Source organism: Micromonospora sp. NPDC049891 (genome assembly GCF_040660295.1).
GTDB lineage: Bacteria > Actinomycetota > Actinomycetes > Mycobacteriales > Micromonosporaceae > Micromonospora.
Window position 1 is genome coordinate 67949 of sequence record NZ_JBFAML010000004.1, and the last position, 18856, is coordinate 86804.

Below are 18856 nucleotides of genomic sequence, written 5' to 3' on the forward strand. Positions count from 1 at the left end.
CCACGAGGAGTGAGCCGGTCCTGCGAACGAGAGGTGCCACCACATGAACCTCATCGCACACTTCATCGACGGCAAGCGCACCGGTGGCACCTCGACCCGGCGCGGCGACGTGTTCGATCCGGCCACCGGCCGGCGTACCGCAGAGGTGGAGCTGGCCGGCGCCGCGGACGTCGCGGCAGCGGTCGAGGCGGCCGAGCGTGCGGCCCGCACCTGGCGGGACGCGTCGCTGGCGAAGCGGACGGCGGTGCTGTTCGCCTTCCGCGAGCTGGTCCACGCCCGTCGGGACGAACTGGCCGAGCTGATCACCGCCGAGCACGGCAAGGTGCTCGCCGACGCCGCCGGGGAGGTGCAGCGCGGCCTGGAGGTCATCGAGTACGCCTGCGGCATCCCCTCGGCGCTGCGGGGCGGCTTCAGCGAGAACGTCTCCACCGAGGTCGACTCGTACAGCCTGCGGCAGCCGCTCGGGGTGGTCGCGGTGGTCAGCCCGTTCAACTTCCCGGTGATGGTGCCCCTGTGGTTCGTGCCGGTGGCGGTGGCCGCCGGTAACGCCGTGGTGCTCAAGCCGAGCGAGAAGGACCCGAGCGCGGCGTTGCTGCTGGCCGAGCTGTTCGTCGAGGCCGGCCTGCCCGGCGGAGTGTTCAACGTGGTCAACGGGGACGCCGAGGCCGTCGACGCGCTGCTCGACCATCCGGTGGTCCGGGCGGTGTCCTTCGTCGGCTCCACCCCGGTGGCCCGGCACGTTTACCAGCGTGGCACGGCGGCCGGCAAGCGGGTGCAGGCGCTCGGCGGGGCGAAGAACCACATGGTGGTGCTGCCCGACGCCGATCTGGACCTGGCCGCCGACGCGGCCGTCAACGCCGGGTTCGGCTCGGCGGGGGAGCGGTGCATGGCGATCTCGGCGCTGGTCGCCGTGGAGCCGGTCGCTGACGAACTGGTGGCGCGGATCGCCCGCCGGATGGCCGGGCTGCGTACCGGGGACGGACGGCGCGGCTGCGACATGGGTCCCCTGGTCACGGCCGCGCACGCGGCCCGGGTCCGGGCCTACGTCGAGGCGGGCGTGGCGGCCGGGGCGGTGCCGGTGGTCGACGGGCGGGACGTGGCCGTCGACGGTGACCCGGACGGTTTCTGGCTCGGACCGACCCTGTTCGACCGGGTCACCCCGGAGATGTCGATCTACACGGACGAGATCTTCGGGCCGGTCCTGTCGGTGCTGCGGGTCGACTCGTACGACGAGGCGGTGACGCTGGTCAACGCCAACCCGTACGGCAACGGCACCGCGATCTTCACCAACGACGGCGGTGCCGCCCGGCGCTACCAGCACGAGGTGGAGGTCGGCATGGTCGGCGTCAACGTGCCCATCCCGGTGCCGATGGCGTACTACTCGTTCGGTGGCTGGAAGTCGTCCCTCTTCGGTGACCTGCACGCCCACGGTGCCGACGGCGTCGCCTTCTTCACCCGGGGCAAGGTGGTCACCAGCCGGTGGCTGGATCCGCGCCACGGCGGGGTCAACCTCGGCTTCCCCACCCAGACCTGAGCAGGCGCAGCGTGCCCGCGCCGGCCAGATAGGCCACCAGCGCCGCCACCGGCCACCCGAGCGGCTCCGGTGCGGTCTTGGCCGTCGCGCCGTTGGCCGCCAGGGCGTACACGACGGCGGCGAATGCGCCGACGGTGAGCGCGGCGCGGGCCCCGGCCCACCTGGCCGACGCCCTGAGGTGCCGGGGGCGACCGGTGGACGCCTCGATCGGACCGAAGATGGCGACCAGGACGGCCAGCACCACCGCCAGCATCAGCACCCACGGCAGCCGCCAGGCCAGCCAGGCCGCCGTACCGGCCGGTGGGGTGGGTAGCAGACCGAGCCCGTGCAGCGCACCGACAAGCAGTACGGCGGCGCTCAGGTGCCACAGGAAGACCGTCAGCACGACCGAGTTGACGGCGATCACCGCCTGCCACGGGCGGTCGCGGTGCAGCCACCGTTCCACCCGTGCCCGCAGCAGCAGGATCAGTCCGAGCTGGGCGGTGGCGACCGCGAGCAGCGCCACGCTGGGTGGGGCGGCGTTCGCCAGCCGCTGACCGGGAAGATTGATCATGCTGATCGGGTACGGGCCCGGGCCGGTGAGCAGGACCGCCACGACGAGGCCGCCGAGGAGCATGGCGATCGCGGACCGGCGGGACATCGGCAGGCACCGGGTACGCAGGCCGGTCGGACCGCCCGCCGGGCCGGTGTCGTCCGGTCGGGGCTGCTGGGATCCGCCGTCGCCGTTCCCACGGCCACCGGTGGTCGTAGGCGCCTGGTCCGGGGCGGTGTCTCGGCCGGCCGGGCGGCAGCGTCCCTGGCGGGCGTCGTACCAGGCGAAGCCGAGCTGGTGGACGGCGAGCCAGCCCAGCAGGTAGGCGGGCAGGGCCAGACCGGCCGGCCCGAGCGCGCGGCCCAGGTCACCGGCGGCGACCAGCAGCACCAGCACCAGTGGCACCAGCAGCCCGAGGCGGCGGTGCAGCGCGTACATGACCGGGGTCAGCGGCACCACGGCCAGGTAGGCGGCGAGAAACCACAGCGGAATGGTGGCGAACCAGACGACCGGGCGGACCTCGTCCGGCTGGGCACCGCCGAGTCGGGCCACCAGCGCGCCACCGGCGAGCACCAGCACCAGGGCACTGGTCGGGCGTAGCAGGCGGGCGCTGCGGCCGAGCAGCCAGCCGATCGCGTCGCCGCCCCGGCGCTGGTGGGCGGCCAGTGAGGCGGCGTTGGCGTACCCGCCGACCAGGAAGAAGACGGGCATGACCTGGACCGCCCAGGTCAGTGGGTAGGCCCAGGGCAGGGCGGTGAGTGCCGAGTGCCCGTCGGGTCGCCCGCTCTCGTCGTACTCGACCGCCGCTATCGCCCAGTGCCCGAGGACCACCAGGATGATGGCCAGCGCCCGGAGCAGGTCGAGGTAGCGTTCCCGGTCCGGTGGCGTGCGGGCGGCGAGTCGGGCCAGGCGGCGCATGTTCCGAGCGTAGGCCAGTGGCGGTGGGCGTCGGGCCGGTAACGGCGTGGGCGGCCGGCTGGATGATCGTGCCCGGTCGATGTCGCGGGCCGGTGGTCAGCCCGTCGCCGGGAGCAGGCGGGCGTGCAGGGCGGCCGGGTCGGTGACCTCGGGCAGGGTACGAGCGGCGAGCCAGGCCGCGGCGGCGGCTCCGTCCCCGGCGACCCGCAGTGGTGCGTCCGGCCAGCGTCGCCGGGCCTCCACCCGGACCGCGGCGGCCACTGGGGTTTCGCCGGTCAGCAGCCCGCCACCGAGAACCAGGACGCCGGTGTCCCCGGCGGGACGGATCCGGTCGACCGTGGCGGCCAGGTGGGCGGCGGCCTCGCTGACCAGCACGGTGCCCGTCGGGTCGCCGGCGACGGCGGCGTCGACCACAAGTGGGGCGAGTCGGGCCAGGTTCACCGGTGGCCGGCGGGTGACGGCCTGCACGAGCGCGTCGACGGTGTCGCGGGAGCGGGGTGCCACCTGGCTGGAGCCGGTCAGTTCGGCGAGGATCCGTCGACCGAGGTCGCCCGGTTCGGCGCCGGCGTCGAGGGCGGCGAGCAGTCGGCGTACCGCCTGGTGGCCGAGCCAGTGGCCGGATCCGGTGTCGCCGAGCAGCCAGCCGTGGCCGTCGGCGACGCGGTCCAGCCTCAGGTCGTGGACCCGGGCGGCGACCGCTCCGGTGCCGGCGACGAGGACGGTGCCCGTCGGGTCGGCGGTCCCTGAGGCGTACGCGATGAGCGTGTCGCCGTGCACCGCGTACCGGCAGTGCAGCCCGGCCCCGCGCCACGCGTCGTCGAAGGCGGCGCGGCCGGCCGGGTCGGCGAGCAGTCTGCCCGCCCCGGCCAGCCCGATCGAGGCGGCGCGGACCCGGGCGGGGTCGACGGTGTCCAGCGCCTGTCGCAGGGCTGTGCGGAGTTCACCCGCGGCGCGGGTGGCACCGTGGCTGGTGGGGTTGCCACCGCCGGCCCGGCCGGCCCCGAGCCGCTCCCCGTCGAGGGTCACCGCGAGGGCCCGGGTGGTCGTTCCCCCGATGTCGAGGCCGACCACGACGGCGCCGGGCATCTGCCCCACCTCCTCGGTCCCAGCTTGCGTTCATGCTGGTCGCGGCATCGAGGCCAGACAAGGGGTGAGGGCCCGGGCGGGTTGTGCGCCAGGTAACAGTTTGAAAACTTCGCCCACGGTCTTGACACGGAGGGGCCTTCAGTAAGAACTTTTACCACTAACAGTTAACAGTCTTTTCCGAAAGGCGTCCCATGGTTGATCACGAGTCGGACATCTCCGCGGGCACCGCGGTGGCCGACGCCGACGGGATCGACCGGCGGGGTGCCCTCGGCGTCGCCTCCGACGGGACACTGGCCCGGGTCCGCACCGGTGCCGCCGAACTGACAGGTGCGCTGCGCCGGGTCGCCGAGCACGTGCTCAGCGACCCGGAGGCGGCGGCCCGGGCCACCATCGTGGAACTGGCCGAACGCAGTGGTACCTCACCCGCCACGGTGACCCGGTTCTGCCGGGCGATGGGCTTCGACGGCTATGCCGACCTGCGGCTGGGCATCGCCGCCGAGACCGGCCGGGCCCGCTCGGCCGGCTGGACCGTCGACATCGGACGCGAGATCCAGCCCGGTGACCCGCTGGAGCGGGTGCTGGAGCAGATCATGGCCGCCGACACCCGGGCCATGCACGACACCGCCGCGCTGCTCGACCTGACCGAGGTGGAACGGGCGGCGGTGGCGATCGCCGGGGCCGAACGGGTGAACATCTTCGGTGCCAGCGGCAGCGCCCTTGTCGGCGAGGAGATGCAGTTCAGCCTGCACCGGATCGGCGTGGCGGCGTGGGCCTGGAACGACGTGCACTCCGGACTGGCCGCCGCCGCGTTGCTGCGTCCCGGCGACGTGGCGTTGGGCATCTCGCACAGCGGACAGACCCGCGAGGCCATCGAGATGCTCGCCGAGGGGGGCAGCCGGGGCGCCACCACCATCGCGTTGACCGGGTTCCGCCGGTCGCCGCTTGCCGAACTGGCCGACATCGTGCTGCTCACCGCCAGCCAGGCCACCACGTTCCGGCCGGACGCGCTGTCGGCCCGACACCCCCAACTTGTCGTTCTCGACCTGCTCTACATCGCCGTCGCCCAGCGCACCCACGACCGCGCCCACGCGGCCTTCCGGCGTACCGCCCAGGCCGTCGACGGGCACAAGGCCGCGAGGGAGGCCAGCGCATGATCAGCGCCCAGGGGTACGCCGACGCGGTCCGGCCGGTCCTCGACCGACTTGTCGAGCGGGGATCCGAGTCGCTGGGCCGGGCCGCCGATCTGATCGCCGCCAGCCTGCGCGACGGCGGGGTGCTCCAGGCGTTCGGCGCCGGGCACTCGGAGGTCTTCGCCGCCGAACTGGTCGCCCGGGCCGGCGGGCTGGTACCCACCAACCGGATCTCCCTGCACGACCTGGTGTTGCACGGCGGCGCCTCGCGCCAGGTGCTCGCCGACCCGAAGCTGGAGCGCGACCCGGCCATCGCGCATCAGCTCTACGCGATCGCCGCACCCCAGCCGTCTGACGTTTTCGTGGTGGCGTCCCAGTCCGGCATCAACGGTTCGGTGGTCGAACTGGCTCTGCTGGCCGCCGGGCGCGGTCACCCGTTGATCGCGGTCACCTCGGTCGAGCACACCGGACGGGTGGCTCCGCGGCACCCGTCCGGCCGGCGGCTCGTCGATCTCGCCGACGTCGTGCTGGACAACGGCGCGCCGTACGGCGACGCACTGCTGCCGCTCGAGGGCGGCGGCGCGGTCTGTGCGGTCTCCTCGGTCACCTCGGCGCTGCTGGCGCAGCTGCTGACCGCGGAGGTCGTACGACGGTTCCACCAGGCCGGAGAGGTGCCCCCTATCTACCTCTCCGCCAACGTCCCCGGTGGGGACGAGCACAACCTCGCCCTCGAGTCGCGGTACGCCGGGCGTCTCCGGCGCACCGCCTGACCCGACATCACAAGGAGAGTCACACGATGTCCGTTACCCCCGATCTCGACCGCCGGACCCTGCTGCGCCGCGCGGCGGCCGCGGGCCTCCTGGTGACCCCGGCCGCCGGTCTGCTCAGCGCCTGCGCCGGCAGCACGCCGAGCCAGAACAACGACAGCGCCGGGGAGAAGAGCAACGACAACCCCTTCGGCGTGCAGGACGGCAGCGCCGTGAAGGTGGTCATCTTCAACGGTGGGCTGGGTGACGCCTGGGCCAAGGAGGACCAGGCGATCTTCAACGCCAAGTACCCGAACGTCACCGTCAACATGAGCTCCACCCAGAAGATCAAGACCGAAGAGCAGCCCAAGATGGCGACGCAGCCCAGCGACGTCGTCATGAACTCGGGCGCCGACATGATGGACATCAGCACCCTGGTCAACGAGGGTGCCATCGAGCCGCTGGACGACCTGCTCGCCGCCCCGGCGTGGGAGGGTGGCGGGACCGTCGCCGACAGCCTGCTGCCGGGCACCGTCGGTGACGGCACCTACCAGGGCAAGTTCTTCGTGGTGAACGTGGCCTACACGGTCTGGGGCAACTGGTACAACTCGGTGCTGTTCGACAAGGAGGGCTGGACCCCGCCGAAGACCTTCGAGGAGTTCTTCGCCCTCGCCCCGAAGATCAAGGCCAAGGGCATGGCCCCGTACGTGTACGACGCCGTGCACGGCTACTACCCGCGCTGGGCGCTGATGGCGACGGTCTGGAAGTCCGCCGGCAAGCAGGCCGTCATCGACATCGACAACCTCAAGGAGAACGCCTGGCGGGCCGAGGGCGTCCTGCCGGCGCTGGAGGCGTGGGAGAAGCTGGTCAAGGACAAGCTGCTGCTGCCCGGCAAGCTCGACCACACCCAGTCGCAGCAGGCGTGGCTCGACGGCAAGGCGGCCTTCATCCAGGTCGGCACCTGGCTGAAGAACGAGATGGCGGCGACCATCCCGCCGGGCTTCGAGATGAAGATCTCCGACTACTGGGGTCTGGGTGCCACCGACAAGGCGCCCAACGACGTCTACGCCGGTGCCGGCGAGGGCATCGTCGTCCCGGCCAAGGCGCCGAACAAGGCCGCTGCCAAGGAGTTCCTGCGTGCGGTGCTCTCCAAGGCCGGTTCGGCGAAGTTCGCCGAGCTGACCAAGTCCCTGGCCTCGACCAAGGGCTCCGGCGACAACGTCCAGGACGCCGCCCTCGCCAGCGCCAACGAGCTGATGAAGAACGCGAGCTCGGACCTGATCTCGATCAAGCTCTGGAACTTCTACGCCGACCTGGACAAGGAGAGCCAGAACCTGTCCGCCGAGTTGATGGCCGGCCGGTTGACCGCCGCGCAGTTCGTCGACAAGATGCAGGCCGCCGCCGACAAGGTCGCCAAGGACTCGTCGATCACCAAGCAGACCCGCGACGCCTGATCCGAACGGAAAGAGTGAGTCCCATGCGGCACGGTGTTGCGCGTTTCGTCACGGGTTTCCTGGCCCTGCCGGTCGGGCTGTACCTCTTCTACGTGGTGTGGCCCTTCCTGCAGGCGGCCGGGTACTCGCTGACCGACTGGGGAGGCTACTCCGACAGGCAGCAGTTCGTCGGGCTGGACAACTACCTCCGGCTCTTCTCCGACGAGCTGATCAGGAAGGCGTTCTGGCACAACGTCTTCTTCCTGATCACCGTGCCGCTGTTCACCATCGCGCTGGCCCTGTTCCTCGCGTTCCTGCTCAACGTGGGCGGACGCGAGGACAAGGCCGGCATCCGGGGAGTGTTCGGCTCCGGTCTCTACAAGGTGATCTTCTTCTTCCCGCAGGTCCTGTCCCTGGTCGTCATCGCGGTGATGTGGCAGCAGATCTACCGCGCTGACGGCCAGGGCCTGATCAACGGCATGCTGATGAAGATCGGGCTGGTCAGCGAGGACGACCCGATCACCTTCATGTACGACCCGGAGCCTTTCCTGGGCGTACCGGCGGTGCTGTGGTGGCTGCTGCTGATCGCGGTCTGGAGCGGGGCCGGCTTCTACATGGTGCTCTTCTCCGCGGCGATGCAGTCGATCCCGAAGGACGTCTACGAGGCGGCCATCCTGGACGGTGCCGGCCGCTTCCACACGTTCTTCCGGATCACCCTGCCGCTGCTGCGGGACACCGTCTCGGTGGCCTGGGTCTACCTGGGCTTCATCGCCCTGGACATGTACGCCCTGGTGTTCGTCATGACGCCCAGCCAGGGCGGCCCCAACCACGCAAGTGAGATCTTCGCGTCGGTGCTGAACTTCACCGCCTTCCAGAAGGGCCAGTTCGGCTACGCCTGCGCGATGGGCGTGGCGTTGGCGATCTTCACGATCCTGCTGGCCGCCCTCCAGTTGAGGATCACCCGTCGTGAGCGGATCGAGTACTGAGGAGACCTGGACGATGAGCACGGTGACCCACACCCCGGGTGGCCTGGCCGGCCCCGACCAGACTCCACCACCAGCCCGTACACCGGAACCGCGCGCCGCCGTCGGCGGCGGCGGGGCCGGGGCGCGGTTCTTCAACGGCTTCTCGCACCTGTTCCTCGCCGTCTGGGCGATCATGGTGGTCTACCCGCTGCTGTGGGTGGTGATGTCGGCGCTCAAGACCGACTCGGAGGTCATCCGCAAGCCGCTGTCGCTGATCCCCGAGCGGTTGCAGTGGGGCAACTTCGCCCGGGCCTGGACCGAGGGGCACATCGGGTCGTTCTTTTTCAACACCGTCCTGGTGTTGACCGGCAGCGTCTTCCTCACGATGCTGCTCGGCTCGATGGCCGCCTACGTGCTCGCCCGCTACGAGTTCCCCGGCAACCGGCTGATCTACTACATGTTCCTGTCCGGGCTGACCCTGCCGATCTACCTTGCCGCGGTCCCGCTGTTCAAGGGCGTCTACAACACCGGCGTGGTGCTGCCGTTCCTCGGACCGAACAGCCACTTCATGCTGATCCTGGTCTACGTGGCCTGGTCGCTGTCGTTCACCGTCTTCTTCATGCACTCGTTCTTCCGTACCCTGCCCAACGCGATCGCTGAGGCGGGCATGGTCGACGGCGCGTCGCACAGCCGGTTGTTCTTCAGCGTCATGCTGCCGATGGCCAAGCCCGGCCTGATCAGCATCGGCATCTTCAACGTCCTCGGCCAGTGGAACCAGTGGTACCTGCCGACCCTGCTCATGCAGTCGGTGGCCGGAGAGCCGAAGAACCAGGTCATCTCCCAGGGGCTGATCGAGCTGTCGGTCAACCAGGGCTACCGCTCCGACTGGTCCGGGCTGTTCGCCGGGGTCACCATGGCGATGCTGCCGGTGCTCATCGTCTACATCGTCTTCCAGCGTCAGGTGCAGTCCGGCCTCACCGCAGGCGTCAGCAAGTAGCCTCGCACGCCGCCGTGCAGGGCGCGCTCGGTCCGGGAAACCACGGCCTCCCGTGAGTCCGACAGGTCCCGGACCGAGCGCGACACATCAGTCGAGGGTGATCCCCAACTGGTCGCGCAGGGCCGCATGCCCGGCGGCGGTGAGGCGTACGGCGCGGCCGGACCCGATGCGTACCACCCAGCCGTTGCCGAGAAACAGCTCGCACAGCTTCGCGCCGACCAACCCGCCGAGGTGCTCCCGTCGTTCCGTCCAGTCGAGGCAACCCCGGACCAGCGGCCGGCGGCCCGGCCGGGGCTGCGTCGGGTCCCAGCCGATCAGGTCGATCAGCCAGGACCGGCCGGCCGGGGTGAGCGCGAAACCGCTGCCGCAGTCCAGCAGCCCTCGCCCGATCATCGCCTCGGTCACCGCCACGCCGAGCCGTCCGGCCAGGTGGTCGTAGCAGGTGCGGCCTCGGCGTAGGGCCGCGCTGGCGGTGGCCGCCCGCAGACCACCGGTCCGGACGGGACGCGGCTCGAACCGGGCCGACAGGTCCTCCAGCAGCTGCGCCACCGACGGGTCGGCGAGCTGCACGTACCGGTGCCGGCCCTGGCGCCGCTGGACGAGCAGGCCGCCCTCGACTAGCCGGTGCAGGTGTCCGGTGGCGGTGGAGGGCGCGACACCCGCGTGTGCGGCGAGTTCGCTCGCGGTCCACGCCCGGCCGTCGAGCAGGGCGAGGCAGATTCCCGCGCGGGTCTCGTCGGCCAGCAGCGCCGCGAGCGCGGCGAGGTCAGCAGCGGAGGTCACCGGCCCATTGTCGGGTAGGACGGTTCGGCGTTCGCCGAAGGATCGTGGCCGTAGCCTTCGCCGCATGCAGGAGATCCACGGCCGAGTGGCCGCCCTCGCGGTGCTTACCGACCCGACCTTCGTCGTGCCGCCCGTTCCACCCGCGTCCACCGGCGTCGGCTGGCTGCGCGCCACGGTGGGCCGGTTCAGTACGGGCAGCGGGTACGAGCGGCGGCGCGGGTTGTCCGTCGCGATCCTGGACGCGATCCCGCCGGACTCGCTACGCCGTGCCGGTTCCGTTCATCCGGTGGCGGCCCTGGCTCACCGGCTGGGAGTCACTCATCCCGTGGTGGAGTTGATCCGCGACGTGGCACAGGCGTACCAGCCCGGCTCCGGCGACGAATCTCGGGCCGACATCGCCGTGAACCGGCTGGTAGCGCTCTTCGGCGGCAGGTTCGACGAGCCGACCGCCGCCCGCATCGGGGTGCTCGTCCAGGCGTGCGAGGCGACGGCCGCCCTGATCGATCGGACTCGGTACCGTCGCGTCGACGATGTGCTGCGCGACGATCCGCCGGTGCCGGCGACCAGGCGGCAGGCGACCGTCACCGTCACCGTGGCCGGCATGACCGTCGAGGCCGGCGAGGTCGTGCGGGTACCCCTGGCCGGTGACCTGGCGTTCGGCGCGGGACCTCGGCGCTGCCCCGGCCGAGCCCACGCTCTCGCGCTGGTGGCTGGAGCACGCGAATGAGCGGTTTCGCGGCGCTGCACCGCACCGGCGAGCCGCTGGTTCTACCGAACGTCTGGGACGTCGCGTCGGCCCGGTTCCTGGTCGAGGTCGGGTTCGCCGCACTCGGTACCACCAGCCTCGGCGTCGCGGCCACAAACGGCCTGCCCGACGGCGCGGGTGCCACCGGGGCCGAGACCCTGACGCTCGTGCGCCGGCTGGCGGCACTGCCGGTACACCTCACGGTCGACATCGAGACCGGATCGGTCGCCACGGCGGTCGCGGTGGCCGAGGCCGGCGCGGTGGGCGTCAACATGGAGGACGCGATGGGCCCGGCAGCCGAGCACGCGGCACTTGTCCGGTCGGTGAAGCGGGAAGCGCCGGGGCTGTTCGTCAATGCCCGTACCGACACGCACTGGCAGCGAAACGGTGACCTGACGGAGGCGGTCAGTCGAATCCGACGCTACGCGGACGCCGGTGCGGACGGCGTCTTCGTCCCCGGTCTGGCCGAGCCCGCCGACATCGCGGCGGTCGTCGCCGCCGTGGACGTACCGGTGAACATCCTGTTCCTGCCGGACCGGCACACCGTGGCCGCCCTGGCCGAGCTGGGTGTGCGGCGGATCAGCACCGGCTCGCTGCTGCTCCGGGCGGCCTTGGCCGCCGTCGTGGACACCGCGACAGCGGTACGCGACGGGCGCACCGTACGCCCCGACCTCCCGGCGTACGCCCGGGTGAATGTCGGGTCCGGTGAGCGCGTCGCCCCGGACGTCCGGTGACGGCGCCGGCCCGGTGACCAGGCGCGGGGTCCAGCGGACGTCTCAGCTCACTCGTGACCACGCTCGGCGAGTTGTTTGAAGGTGAGGAGCTGTCGTCGGGCCATGATCAGATCTCCGACGGACAACCCGACAGCGACGACCCGGTTCGTCCGCATCACCACCTTGAGCAGCAACCGCGTCGTGTCGTGCTGCTCCGGTACCAGGACGTAGGACAGGACCGCGTTCATGATCGTTGCGGTGAGCTGCGTCCCGGGTTCGACCGAGAGGATTCTTCCTCGCCTGCGCCCACCGGCGGTGGTGGTGAACGCCTCGCCCACCCGAGGCTCGGGGAGACCGACCAACCGCCGGGGCGAGCGGCGGCCGAGATTGTCGATCCAGTCATAGGAGTACGGCGCCAGTCGTATCTGGGCGACCCACGGCCACACCGTCGCGGCAGGCGCGTCGATCCCGACCCCGCGCCATACCTGCAAGGTGGGTGAGACGACGAAGTCGTCGCACGGGTAGGCGCGCCGTACCTCGTTCTCGGTCACTCCCCACCGGTCAGCGAGCATCGGTCCGCCGGCCGGCCCGGCCCAGCACCAGTGTGGTGCGCAGGTCGAGCGTCACGGTGCCGCCGAACTCGTCGACAAGTCGGCCGAGGGCGGTCAGGGCGCGCTGCTGCTGCTCCGGCGACCGGGTCAGGAACGGTCCGAAGGTCCGTACCAGGTCGAGGTAGCGCTCCTTGTCCAGTGCCAGTTCGCGACGGAAGACGTCCTTGCGGACGTCGAGGAACTGCCCGTGGTCGACGACGTCCTGATGGAACCAGTCCGCGGGCCGTTCCCGTACGGTCGGGTCGATCGCGTGCAGCGCGGCCCGGATCGCCGCTCGTTGGTCGGGTTCGGTGTAGTCGTAGCGATGCCCGAAGATCGCCAGGGTGCCGCCGGGCGTGAGTGTCCGCCGGGCGCGCGGGTTGCGGGTGGCCGGATCCAGCCAGTGCCAGGCCATGGCGCAGGCCAGCACGTCGACCCCACCGGCCGGTGGCGCCCATTGCTCGAAGGTGTCCCCGTGGATACGAACATGGGGAAACCGCGTGGCCAGCAGGGCCGCCATCCGCGGATCGGGCTCAAGGCAGATCAGGGGTGCGCCGATCCGGGCGAGCACGTCGGTGCCTTTGCCGGTGCCGGCGCCGATCTCGACCACCGAAGTCGGCATGTCGCCGTGAAAGGCGACGAGCTGACCGGCGATCTCGGGCGGATAGCCCGGCCGGACGCTCTGGTACAGCTCGGCTGTCGACCCGAAGAGGTCCACCACCTCACTCCTCTCGGTCATGACGTCGCCTCCGCGTCGCGTAGGGAATCGATCGCCGCCTGGCTGCCCTCGCTCAGGTCCATGCCCAACGCCTGAAGCATCACCACCAACGCGCCGAGTGCGAGCGTGCCTCGCAACTCCTGCGGTCCGGCGCTGGACAACCGCGCGGCGTGTTCCAGAATTCGACCGATCACGGACCGGCAGTGCGCGGCAACCGCCTCGTCGGAGCGGGCCGCGGCGCAGGCCTGCAACCACAGGCCGGTCACGACGCCGTCGGCGATAAGCGTCCGGAAAGCGGCACGCATCGCCGGCAGCGGGTCACCCGGGTGCTGGGCGGCCGCCTCGTCGAGCACCTGCCGGATCCGGGCCTCCAGCTCATCCAGGCAGGCCAGGAAGAGGTTGCGCTTACTGCCGAAAAGCCGGAAGACGTACGGCTGTGACACGCCCATCCGGTCGGCCACCTTTTGTATCGACGCCGTCGTCGGCCCGTGGTCGGCGAAGACCCGCATGCCGCTGTCGATCGCGTCCGCCCGCCGCCGTCGGGCCGTACTTCGTTGCTCCACCACACCCGGAGCCTGACACTAGTAACCACTTACAAACAAGACCGGGGTCTGGCGTTTCCGCTTCCGATGAACGGCGGCACATCGGTCGCCGTCCCCTGCGGTACCGCCCTGGCACAGTAGGTTGGCGGCAACGGGAGGAGGCTTGTCGCGATGATCCCGACACTGATCCTGTTCGGTCTTCTCCTCGGCCGTTGGTGGCGGACGGCGCTCATCGCCGCTGCCCTGGGTTGGCCGGTGCTGCTCGTCGCGACCGACGTGTCGGGCGTCGGCCCGGGACTGCTGGGCGCGTCCGGCCTTGCCGTCGTCAACACCGCAGTCGGTGCGCTGATCCATCGGGGTGTCCTGCTGATCGTCCGGCAACGACGGCATTCGTGATCGCCCGTCCCTCGGATCGGTGGGTCAGCTCACGGTGCCGGTGGCCGGCCACGGGCGCCTGAACCTCATCACTACCCTGCGGGGATGGGCGTCGATGAGCGGTTGCGGCGGATCCGGGGCTGGCTGTGGATCGTGGTGGTGGGCCTGTTTCTGAGCGGAGTCACCGCGTTTCCTCTGGAGATCGAGGTGCGCTGGCTGCTGCGGGCGACCGACCCGCTCGCCGAGCAGTTCCCGGCCCTGGTCGGCTGGATCGAGCGGGTCCACGTCGGACTCGTCGAGACCGGGGACCGGTACCCGTTCATGCGGTACGGGACCGACTGGCTCGCCTACGCCCACCTGGTGCTGGCCGTGGCGTTCTGGGGACCGCTACGCGACCCGGTGCGAAACGTCTGGGTGGTCCAGCTTGGCATGATTGCCTGTGTCGGGATCGTGCCGCTGGCGCTGATCTGCGGGCCGCTGCGGGAGATCCCGTGGTTCTGGACGGTGGTGGACCTGTCCTTCGCCGTCGGGGCGTTCCCGCCGTTGTGGTTCGCGTACCGGCACATCCGGGCGATCGAGTCGCAGCAGGCCGAGCCGGCAGGATCGACCAGCTCGTCGACCCCCGAGACCGCTGGGCCGGCCCGTGCGTGACAGTGGTTCCGCTCAGGCCGTGGTCGTCGCGCCGGTGGTGGATCGGTGCGCGGGCTGGAACAGCTCGATCAGGTTGCCGGCGGGGTCGGTGAGCAGGATCTGCCGCCCGCCCGGGCCGGCGACCGTCTCGCTGCGGAACGACACTCCGCTGTGACGCAGTCGGTCGACTTCGGCATCCAGGTCGTCGACCACGAGGTGGATGCGGTTGTGCCCAGCTGTGGCGGCGTCGGTGGGGGTGGCACGGGCGCCGGAGCTGGTCGGCCCGGACAGCAGCAGCCGTAGCGGGCCGCGTACCACGTCGGCGAAGGCGGGGGCGGCGCTGGTGTGCAGGGTGAACCCGAGATGAGTGGTGTAGAACTCGACGGCGGTGCCGACGTCGTCGACGAGGTAGCGGACGCTCGCGTACTGGTTGGGCGCTGTCATGGCCGGATCTCCTTCGTGGGCGGGGCGGCGGTGAGCACGGGTAGCAGGTGTCTGACGCGGATGTCGATGTCGTTCGCGGCGCGTTGGAAGGCGGAGTAGTCGGCTTCGCTGACGTCGGCCCTCGTGGTGGGATCGGGGACGCTCCAGTGGACCCGACGGGGCTCGTGGGCGAAGTCGGGACAGACCTCGCGGGCCTTGTCGCACAGGGTGATCACGTAGTCGTACCGGCGACGGGCGACCGTGTCGAGGTGCCGGGGCCGCTGCCCGGCGACGTCGACGCCGAAGCTGTCGTGCAGTACGCGTACGGCGTGCGGGTGCAGGCTCGGCCTGGGCCGGGTGCCGGCACTGACCACCCTGACCCGGTCGTCGGCGTGGTGGTGCAGCAGAGCCTCGGCGATCGGTGAGCGGGCGCTGTTGCCGGTGCACACGAAGAGCACATCGAGCTTCCGCGACCGCCGCCGATCCACCGGGGGAGGTGCTGTCGGGGCGAGCAACGCGGGATGCAGGGCGCTGCCGGTGTCGGCAAGCGCCCGGGCGCAGGAGTCCAGATCCAGGTGGTAGTAGCTGTCACGGCCGTCGAAGCTGCTGCGCGAGGCGCTGACGAGCCCGCCGTCACGCAGCAGCCGAAGGTGGTAGGAGACCAGGTTCTGCGGCTCGCCGACCATCGCCACCAGCTCCCGGACGCGGTGGTCGCCGGACGCCAGCTCGGTCAACAGCCGCCAGCGCAGCGGATGGGCGGCCAGGCGCAGGAACGTCGGGGTGGTACGGCTCGTTGACGCCACGACCCGACTTTACATCAAATCGTCTTGATGGGTTGTGCCGAACGGCGTCGACGCGTCCGGTCAGGCGGCGGTCGTTGCCGGGTTCGTCCAGGCGGGACCCCGCAGCGAGAAATCGATGGTGGCGGCCACGGCGGCAGCGCGTTCCGCGCCGAACTCCCGCTCGGTCAGCCACAGGCCCAGATCGATACCGGCGCTCAACGCACCCGCGGTGACCCGATCGCCGTCGTCGACCACCCGCTCCTCGATCACGTTCACGCCGTAGGCGCGCAACTCGTCGTACGCGTGGTGATTCGTCGTGGCGTTGCGCCCGGTGAGCAGACCGGCCGCCGCGAGCAACATCGCCCCCGTGCACACCGACGCCATCCAGCGTGCGGAACGGGCGGTGTCCGCCAGCCGTCGGGGCAGCACACCGGCCTGAGCCTGCGCCCAGGAGCCCTGCTCGGCCCGGTTCAGCCAGCCACCGCCGACCACCACCACCCCGTCCGGGGCGCCCAGTACGCCGGGTACGTCCAGTTGGACGCCCCGCATGCTGCGTACCGGACCCGGCCGGTCCACCACCACCAGATCCACGTCGAACCCGGCGCTGGACAGGACCTCGAACGGGCCGAAGGCGTCGAGTTCGTCGAAGCCGTCAAAGACGACGATCTCTACTCTCACCCGCACAGCCTCGCCGATCGTCTCCGTGACGGGCCAGTGGCATGCTTGCCATCGTGCGTGAGGAATCGGCCATACACCGCGTTGCCGTGCTGGCCCTCCCGCCAGTCGTGGCGTTCGACGCGGCCATCGCAGCGCAGGTCTTCGGTCACGAAGGTCTCGGCAGGTACGAGGCCGTCCTGTGCGCACTGCGGGCGGGCCCGGTACCGACCACCACGCCCGGGTTCGGTATCACCGTCGCGGCCGGCCTCGAAGCGGTCGCCACCGCCGACACCGTCATCGTGCCCGGGTTCCGACGAGGGCCAGCGCCGGCAGCCGCGCTCGACGCCCTACGCGCCGCGCACCAGCGCGGAGCCCGGATCGCCGCCATCTGCAGTGGGGCCTTCGCGCTGGCCCAGGCCGGTCTGCTCGACGGGCGTCGAGCCACCACCCACTGGGTCCACGCCGCCGCTCTCGCCCGCGAACATCCCACCGTGCAGGTCGATCCGGCGGTCCTCTACGTCGATGAGGGCAGCGTGCTGACCAGCGCCGGCCTCGCCGCCGGCCTCGACCTGTGCCTGTACCTGATCGGCCTCGACCACGGGCAGCAGGCGGCGATCCAACGCGCCCGGCACATGGTCACTCCGCTGCACCGCGCCGGCGGACAGGCCCAGTACAGCCTGGCGCACACCGTGGCGGCGGGCGAACGGCTCGGCAACGTGACGGACTGGGCCCTGGCCAACCTGCACCGACCCATCACCGTGGCCGACCTCGCGCGGCAGGCGATGCAGTCCACCAGAACGCTCAGCCGCGCCTTCGCCAAGGAGTTGGGCACCAGTCCCCGCGCCTGGCTGATCGCGGCCCGGCTACGCATGGCCTGCACCCTGCTCGAAAGTAACGATCTGACCGTCGAGGAGATCGCCCGTCGTAGCGGACTGGGCAGCGCCGCCAACCTCCGGCTTCAGTTCCGCCGGGCCTACGCCACCACCCCGCTCGCCTACCGCGCCGCATTCCAGCAACGCTGACGGCAGTGCCACCCGGACTCACGGGATCACAGTGTCACAGTGCGCCCGTTCGGTTGCCGACGCGTGAAGTCAGTGGTCGAATGCCGGTCATGACGGCGGCCTGTCGAGAGTCCTCGATGCTCTTTGCCGCCGCCGACGGCAGTGAGCTGCCCATGCTGGTGTTCGAGCCGGCCGACGGCACCCGGCCGCAGGCCGGAGTCGTGTGGTTCCATGGCGGCGCCCTGCGCGAGGGATCGCCCGACGGGCTCGCCCCGCACTGCCGGAAGTTGGCGTCGCGCGGGATCTTCGCCGGGTCAGCCGGGTATCGGCTGCTCGGTCGTGGCGCTGCCAGCATCGACGACTGCATCGCCGATGTTCGGTGCGCGGTCGAGCAGTTCGCCCGGCTGGCCGCGATGCGCGGGCTCGAAGCACCGCACCTGGCCTCGGGCGGCAGCTCAGCCGGTGCTCATCTGGCGCTTGCCGCGGCGATGACCCCACCGGAGTCCACCACGGCACCGGGGCCCGGCATCGCGGCCGTGGTGGCCCTCAACCCCGCGGGACTGAATCTGCGCTCCATCGAGCCGGCGGCGCAGCGCCGCCTCGAACAGCAGGTCGGTATCGCGGCGGGCAGACTCACCGAGTATTCGCTGATCGAGTTCGCGCGGCCGGGAAACCCGCCGATGCAGATCCACCACGGCACCCGCGACGAGGTCGAGCCGATCGACGGTGTGCGGCAGTTCCGGGACGTGATGGTGCGCTCCGGTAACGAGTGCACACTCGTTGAGTACGACCACGCCGGACACGGATTCCACTACCCCGGCGTCGGCGGGCACTTCGACGATGTCATCGATGCCACGGCGCTGTTCCTGCTCGACCGGATCGCGACAACGTGACCGGTAGAAGTCCACATCCGTGCGCGAAGTCCGACCACCGAGCACCCTGACCAGGCGGTTCCGCCCGCCCTCGCGCCGGGTCACCAGTGACAACACGTCATGGTTCGGCCCGCTGGATGTCCTGGTCAGGCGATGACCTGGTGGCACTTTTCGACGGGTGCGGTGAGCGCTGCAATGGATGACATGTCCACCACACCGTTGACCCAGCCACATTCTCGCGGCGCTGCTGGTCGGCGCGGGGATCGGTGTGGTGGCGCTTGTCGCACCCGACGCGCCGGGCTGGACCACCTTCGGTGTCAACGGCACGACGATCGCCATGCTGGTGATCGTGGCTTCGCGATTGACAGGTCCACCGACACCGGCGAGGCGTCCCTGCTGATCCTCGCCGCCGTCAACGTCGGAATGGTGGCGCTCGTCTGGCTGCGCGAGCGGCGTACCCGGCCCAGAAGCTGACGCCGTCACTCCGACGAGCCGGATCTTTCCGGATCAGGACGCACGTCCGCGTTGCCGACGTCCGCCAGCAGTCTGGCGATCACCGCATCGTTCACCCCGGCGTCACCGGTCCGGTCGGCAGCACCCAGCCAGTCACCGGTTCAGCAGGCTCACCGTGACGGACGCTGCGATGCCGACAGTGCAGGGGCGACGCTGGGTCTGCGTTCGACG

General features: G+C 70.9%; 21 protein-coding genes. 12 read left to right on the forward strand and 9 right to left on the reverse strand.

What is annotated here, in order from left to right; all coding sequences use genetic code 11:
* Window positions 1-43: 43 nt before the first annotated feature.
* Window positions 44-1534: a CoA-acylating methylmalonate-semialdehyde dehydrogenase gene (locus tag AB0I71_RS07600; protein WP_357582427.1), complete on the forward strand. Its 1491-nt coding sequence runs from the start codon at window positions 44-46 to the stop codon at window positions 1532-1534.
* Here the strand turns inward: AB0I71_RS07600 and AB0I71_RS07605 are convergent.
* Window positions 1506-2984, reverse strand: a complete 1479-nt coding sequence (locus AB0I71_RS07605) for an acyltransferase (RefSeq protein WP_357582428.1) — start codon at window positions 2982-2984, stop codon at window positions 1506-1508. The genes AB0I71_RS07600 and AB0I71_RS07605 overlap by 29 nt on opposite strands.
* 96 nt (window positions 2985-3080) lie before the next feature.
* Window positions 3081-4070 (reverse strand): BadF/BadG/BcrA/BcrD ATPase family protein, encoded by a 990-nt coding sequence (locus AB0I71_RS07610; RefSeq protein ID WP_357582429.1) that lies wholly within the window; start codon window positions 4068-4070, stop codon window positions 3081-3083.
* Between the two features lie 191 nt (window positions 4071-4261).
* Between AB0I71_RS07610 and AB0I71_RS07615 the strand changes: the two genes are divergently transcribed.
* From AB0I71_RS07615 to AB0I71_RS07635, 5 genes are read left to right on the forward strand one after another with little or no spacing between them, the layout of a single operon-like run.
* Complete coding sequence (locus AB0I71_RS07615; protein ID WP_357582430.1) at window positions 4262-5224, forward strand: MurR/RpiR family transcriptional regulator; 963 nt, start codon at window positions 4262-4264, stop codon at window positions 5222-5224.
* The gene (locus AB0I71_RS07620; protein ID WP_357582431.1) at window positions 5221-5970 is read left to right on the forward strand and encodes an SIS domain-containing protein; all 750 of its coding nucleotides are present in this window, start codon (window positions 5221-5223) and stop codon (window positions 5968-5970) included. The genes AB0I71_RS07615 and AB0I71_RS07620 overlap by 4 nt, the downstream gene beginning before the upstream one ends.
* Window positions 5971-5996: 26 nt before the next feature.
* Window positions 5997-7400 (forward strand): N-acetylglucosamine/diacetylchitobiose ABC transporter substrate-binding protein, encoded by a 1404-nt coding sequence (ngcE, locus tag AB0I71_RS07625; RefSeq protein WP_357582432.1) that lies wholly within the window; start codon window positions 5997-5999, stop codon window positions 7398-7400.
* Between the two features lie 23 nt (window positions 7401-7423).
* On the forward strand, window positions 7424-8365 hold the full coding sequence (locus tag AB0I71_RS07630) for a sugar ABC transporter permease (protein WP_093407322.1): 942 nt from the start codon (window positions 7424-7426) through the stop codon (window positions 8363-8365).
* Window positions 8366-8378: 13 nt separating this feature from the next.
* Window positions 8379-9341, forward strand: coding sequence for a carbohydrate ABC transporter permease (locus AB0I71_RS07635; RefSeq protein ID WP_357582629.1), 963 nt, complete (start codon window positions 8379-8381; stop codon window positions 9339-9341).
* Between the two features lie 87 nt (window positions 9342-9428).
* Here the strand turns inward: AB0I71_RS07635 and AB0I71_RS07640 are convergent, their stop codons facing one another.
* Window positions 9429-10124, reverse strand: a complete 696-nt coding sequence (locus AB0I71_RS07640) for a winged helix-turn-helix domain-containing protein (protein ID WP_357582433.1) — start codon at window positions 10122-10124, stop codon at window positions 9429-9431.
* A 64-nt stretch (window positions 10125-10188) separates the two neighbouring features.
* On the opposite strand from AB0I71_RS07640, the gene AB0I71_RS07645 reads away from it, so the two are divergent.
* Complete coding sequence (locus tag AB0I71_RS07645; protein ID WP_357582434.1) at window positions 10189-10851, forward strand: hypothetical protein; 663 nt, start codon at window positions 10189-10191, stop codon at window positions 10849-10851.
* Entirely contained in the window at window positions 10848-11603 is a 756-nt protein-coding gene (locus AB0I71_RS07650; protein WP_357582435.1) for an isocitrate lyase/phosphoenolpyruvate mutase family protein, read from the forward strand. The genes AB0I71_RS07645 and AB0I71_RS07650 overlap by 4 nt, the downstream gene beginning before the upstream one ends.
* A gap of 47 nt (window positions 11604-11650) precedes the next feature.
* Here AB0I71_RS07650 and AB0I71_RS07655 read toward each other — a convergent pair whose 3' ends face one another.
* Genes AB0I71_RS07655 through AB0I71_RS07665 form a run of 3 tightly spaced genes read right to left on the reverse strand, consistent with a single transcriptional unit; the run spans window position 11651 to window position 13456 of the window.
* Window positions 11651-12133, reverse strand: coding sequence for a polyketide cyclase (locus AB0I71_RS07655; RefSeq protein WP_357582436.1), 483 nt, complete (start codon window positions 12131-12133; stop codon window positions 11651-11653).
* Window positions 12134-12143: 10 nt separating this feature from the next.
* Window positions 12144-12911 (reverse strand): class I SAM-dependent methyltransferase, encoded by a 768-nt coding sequence (locus AB0I71_RS07660; protein ID WP_357582437.1) that lies wholly within the window; start codon window positions 12909-12911, stop codon window positions 12144-12146.
* A complete protein-coding gene (locus AB0I71_RS07665) occupies window positions 12908-13456 on the reverse strand; it encodes a TetR/AcrR family transcriptional regulator (protein ID WP_357582438.1) in 549 nt (182 codons plus the stop codon). The genes AB0I71_RS07660 and AB0I71_RS07665 overlap by 4 nt, the downstream gene beginning before the upstream one ends.
* 147 nt (window positions 13457-13603) lie before the next feature.
* Here AB0I71_RS07665 and AB0I71_RS07670 point away from each other — a divergent pair, with 147 nt between their 5' ends.
* Both AB0I71_RS07670 and AB0I71_RS07675 read left to right on the forward strand, forming a co-directional pair.
* Entirely contained in the window at window positions 13604-13828 is a 225-nt protein-coding gene (locus AB0I71_RS07670) for a hypothetical protein (RefSeq protein WP_357582439.1), read from the forward strand.
* Window positions 13829-13912: 84 nt separating this feature from the next.
* Window positions 13913-14458, forward strand: a complete 546-nt coding sequence (locus AB0I71_RS07675) for a hypothetical protein (RefSeq protein WP_357582440.1) — start codon at window positions 13913-13915, stop codon at window positions 14456-14458.
* 12 nt (window positions 14459-14470) lie between these two features.
* Here AB0I71_RS07675 and AB0I71_RS07680 read toward each other — a convergent pair whose 3' ends face one another.
* Genes AB0I71_RS07680 through AB0I71_RS07690 form a run of 3 tightly spaced genes read right to left on the reverse strand, consistent with a single transcriptional unit; the run spans window position 14471 to window position 16320 of the window.
* Window positions 14471-14881, reverse strand: coding sequence for a VOC family protein (locus AB0I71_RS07680; RefSeq protein WP_357582441.1), 411 nt, complete (start codon window positions 14879-14881; stop codon window positions 14471-14473).
* Window positions 14878-15663 carry an ArsR family transcriptional regulator gene (locus tag AB0I71_RS07685; RefSeq protein WP_357582442.1) on the reverse strand — a complete coding sequence of 262 codons (786 nt, stop codon included), beginning with the start codon at window positions 15661-15663 and terminating at the stop codon, window positions 14878-14880. Before AB0I71_RS07685 ends, AB0I71_RS07680 begins: the two co-directional genes overlap by 4 nt.
* A 60-nt stretch (window positions 15664-15723) precedes the next feature.
* Window positions 15724-16320 (reverse strand): DJ-1/PfpI family protein, encoded by a 597-nt coding sequence (locus tag AB0I71_RS07690; RefSeq protein WP_357582443.1) that lies wholly within the window; start codon window positions 16318-16320, stop codon window positions 15724-15726.
* Window positions 16321-16373: 53 nt separating this feature from the next.
* On the opposite strand from AB0I71_RS07690, the gene AB0I71_RS07695 reads away from it, so the two are divergent.
* Window positions 16374-17321, forward strand: coding sequence for a helix-turn-helix domain-containing protein (locus AB0I71_RS07695; protein WP_357582444.1), 948 nt, complete (start codon window positions 16374-16376; stop codon window positions 17319-17321).
* Between the two features lie 89 nt (window positions 17322-17410).
* The gene (locus AB0I71_RS07700) at window positions 17411-18193 is read left to right on the forward strand and encodes an alpha/beta hydrolase (RefSeq protein WP_357582445.1); all 783 of its coding nucleotides are present in this window, start codon (window positions 17411-17413) and stop codon (window positions 18191-18193) included.
* Window positions 18194-18856 lie beyond the last annotated feature (663 nt).

Excerpts from the sequence above, each read along its gene's own strand:
- AB0I71_RS07630 (WP_093407322.1), top strand. The coding sequence starts at position 7,424 with ATGCGGCACGGTGTTGCGCGTTTCGTCACGGGTTTCCTGGCCCTGCCG.
- AB0I71_RS07615 (WP_357582430.1), top strand. The coding sequence starts at position 4,262 with ATGGTTGATCACGAGTCGGACATCTCCGCGGGCACCGCGGTGGCCGAC.
- ngcE (WP_357582432.1), top strand. The coding sequence starts at position 5,997 with ATGTCCGTTACCCCCGATCTCGACCGCCGGACCCTGCTGCGCCGCGCG.
- AB0I71_RS07700 (WP_357582445.1), top strand. The coding sequence starts at position 17,411 with ATGACGGCGGCCTGTCGAGAGTCCTCGATGCTCTTTGCCGCCGCCGAC.
- AB0I71_RS07645 (WP_357582434.1), top strand. The coding sequence starts at position 10,189 with ATGCAGGAGATCCACGGCCGAGTGGCCGCCCTCGCGGTGCTTACCGAC.
- AB0I71_RS07600 (WP_357582427.1), top strand. The coding sequence starts at position 44 with ATGAACCTCATCGCACACTTCATCGACGGCAAGCGCACCGGTGGCACC.
- AB0I71_RS07650 (WP_357582435.1), top strand. The coding sequence starts at position 10,848 with ATGAGCGGTTTCGCGGCGCTGCACCGCACCGGCGAGCCGCTGGTTCTA.
- AB0I71_RS07620 (WP_357582431.1), top strand. The coding sequence starts at position 5,221 with ATGATCAGCGCCCAGGGGTACGCCGACGCGGTCCGGCCGGTCCTCGAC.
- AB0I71_RS07660 (WP_357582437.1), bottom strand. The coding sequence starts at position 12,911 with ATGACCGAGAGGAGTGAGGTGGTGGACCTCTTCGGGTCGACAGCCGAG.
- AB0I71_RS07670 (WP_357582439.1), top strand. The coding sequence starts at position 13,604 with ATGATCCCGACACTGATCCTGTTCGGTCTTCTCCTCGGCCGTTGGTGG.
- AB0I71_RS07635 (WP_357582629.1), top strand. The coding sequence starts at position 8,379 with ATGAGCACGGTGACCCACACCCCGGGTGGCCTGGCCGGCCCCGACCAG.
- AB0I71_RS07680 (WP_357582441.1), bottom strand. The coding sequence starts at position 14,881 with ATGACAGCGCCCAACCAGTACGCGAGCGTCCGCTACCTCGTCGACGAC.
- AB0I71_RS07675 (WP_357582440.1), top strand. The coding sequence starts at position 13,913 with ATGGGCGTCGATGAGCGGTTGCGGCGGATCCGGGGCTGGCTGTGGATC.
- AB0I71_RS07610 (WP_357582429.1), bottom strand. The coding sequence starts at position 4,070 with ATGCCCGGCGCCGTCGTGGTCGGCCTCGACATCGGGGGAACGACCACC.
- AB0I71_RS07605 (WP_357582428.1), bottom strand. The coding sequence starts at position 2,984 with ATGCGCCGCCTGGCCCGACTCGCCGCCCGCACGCCACCGGACCGGGAA.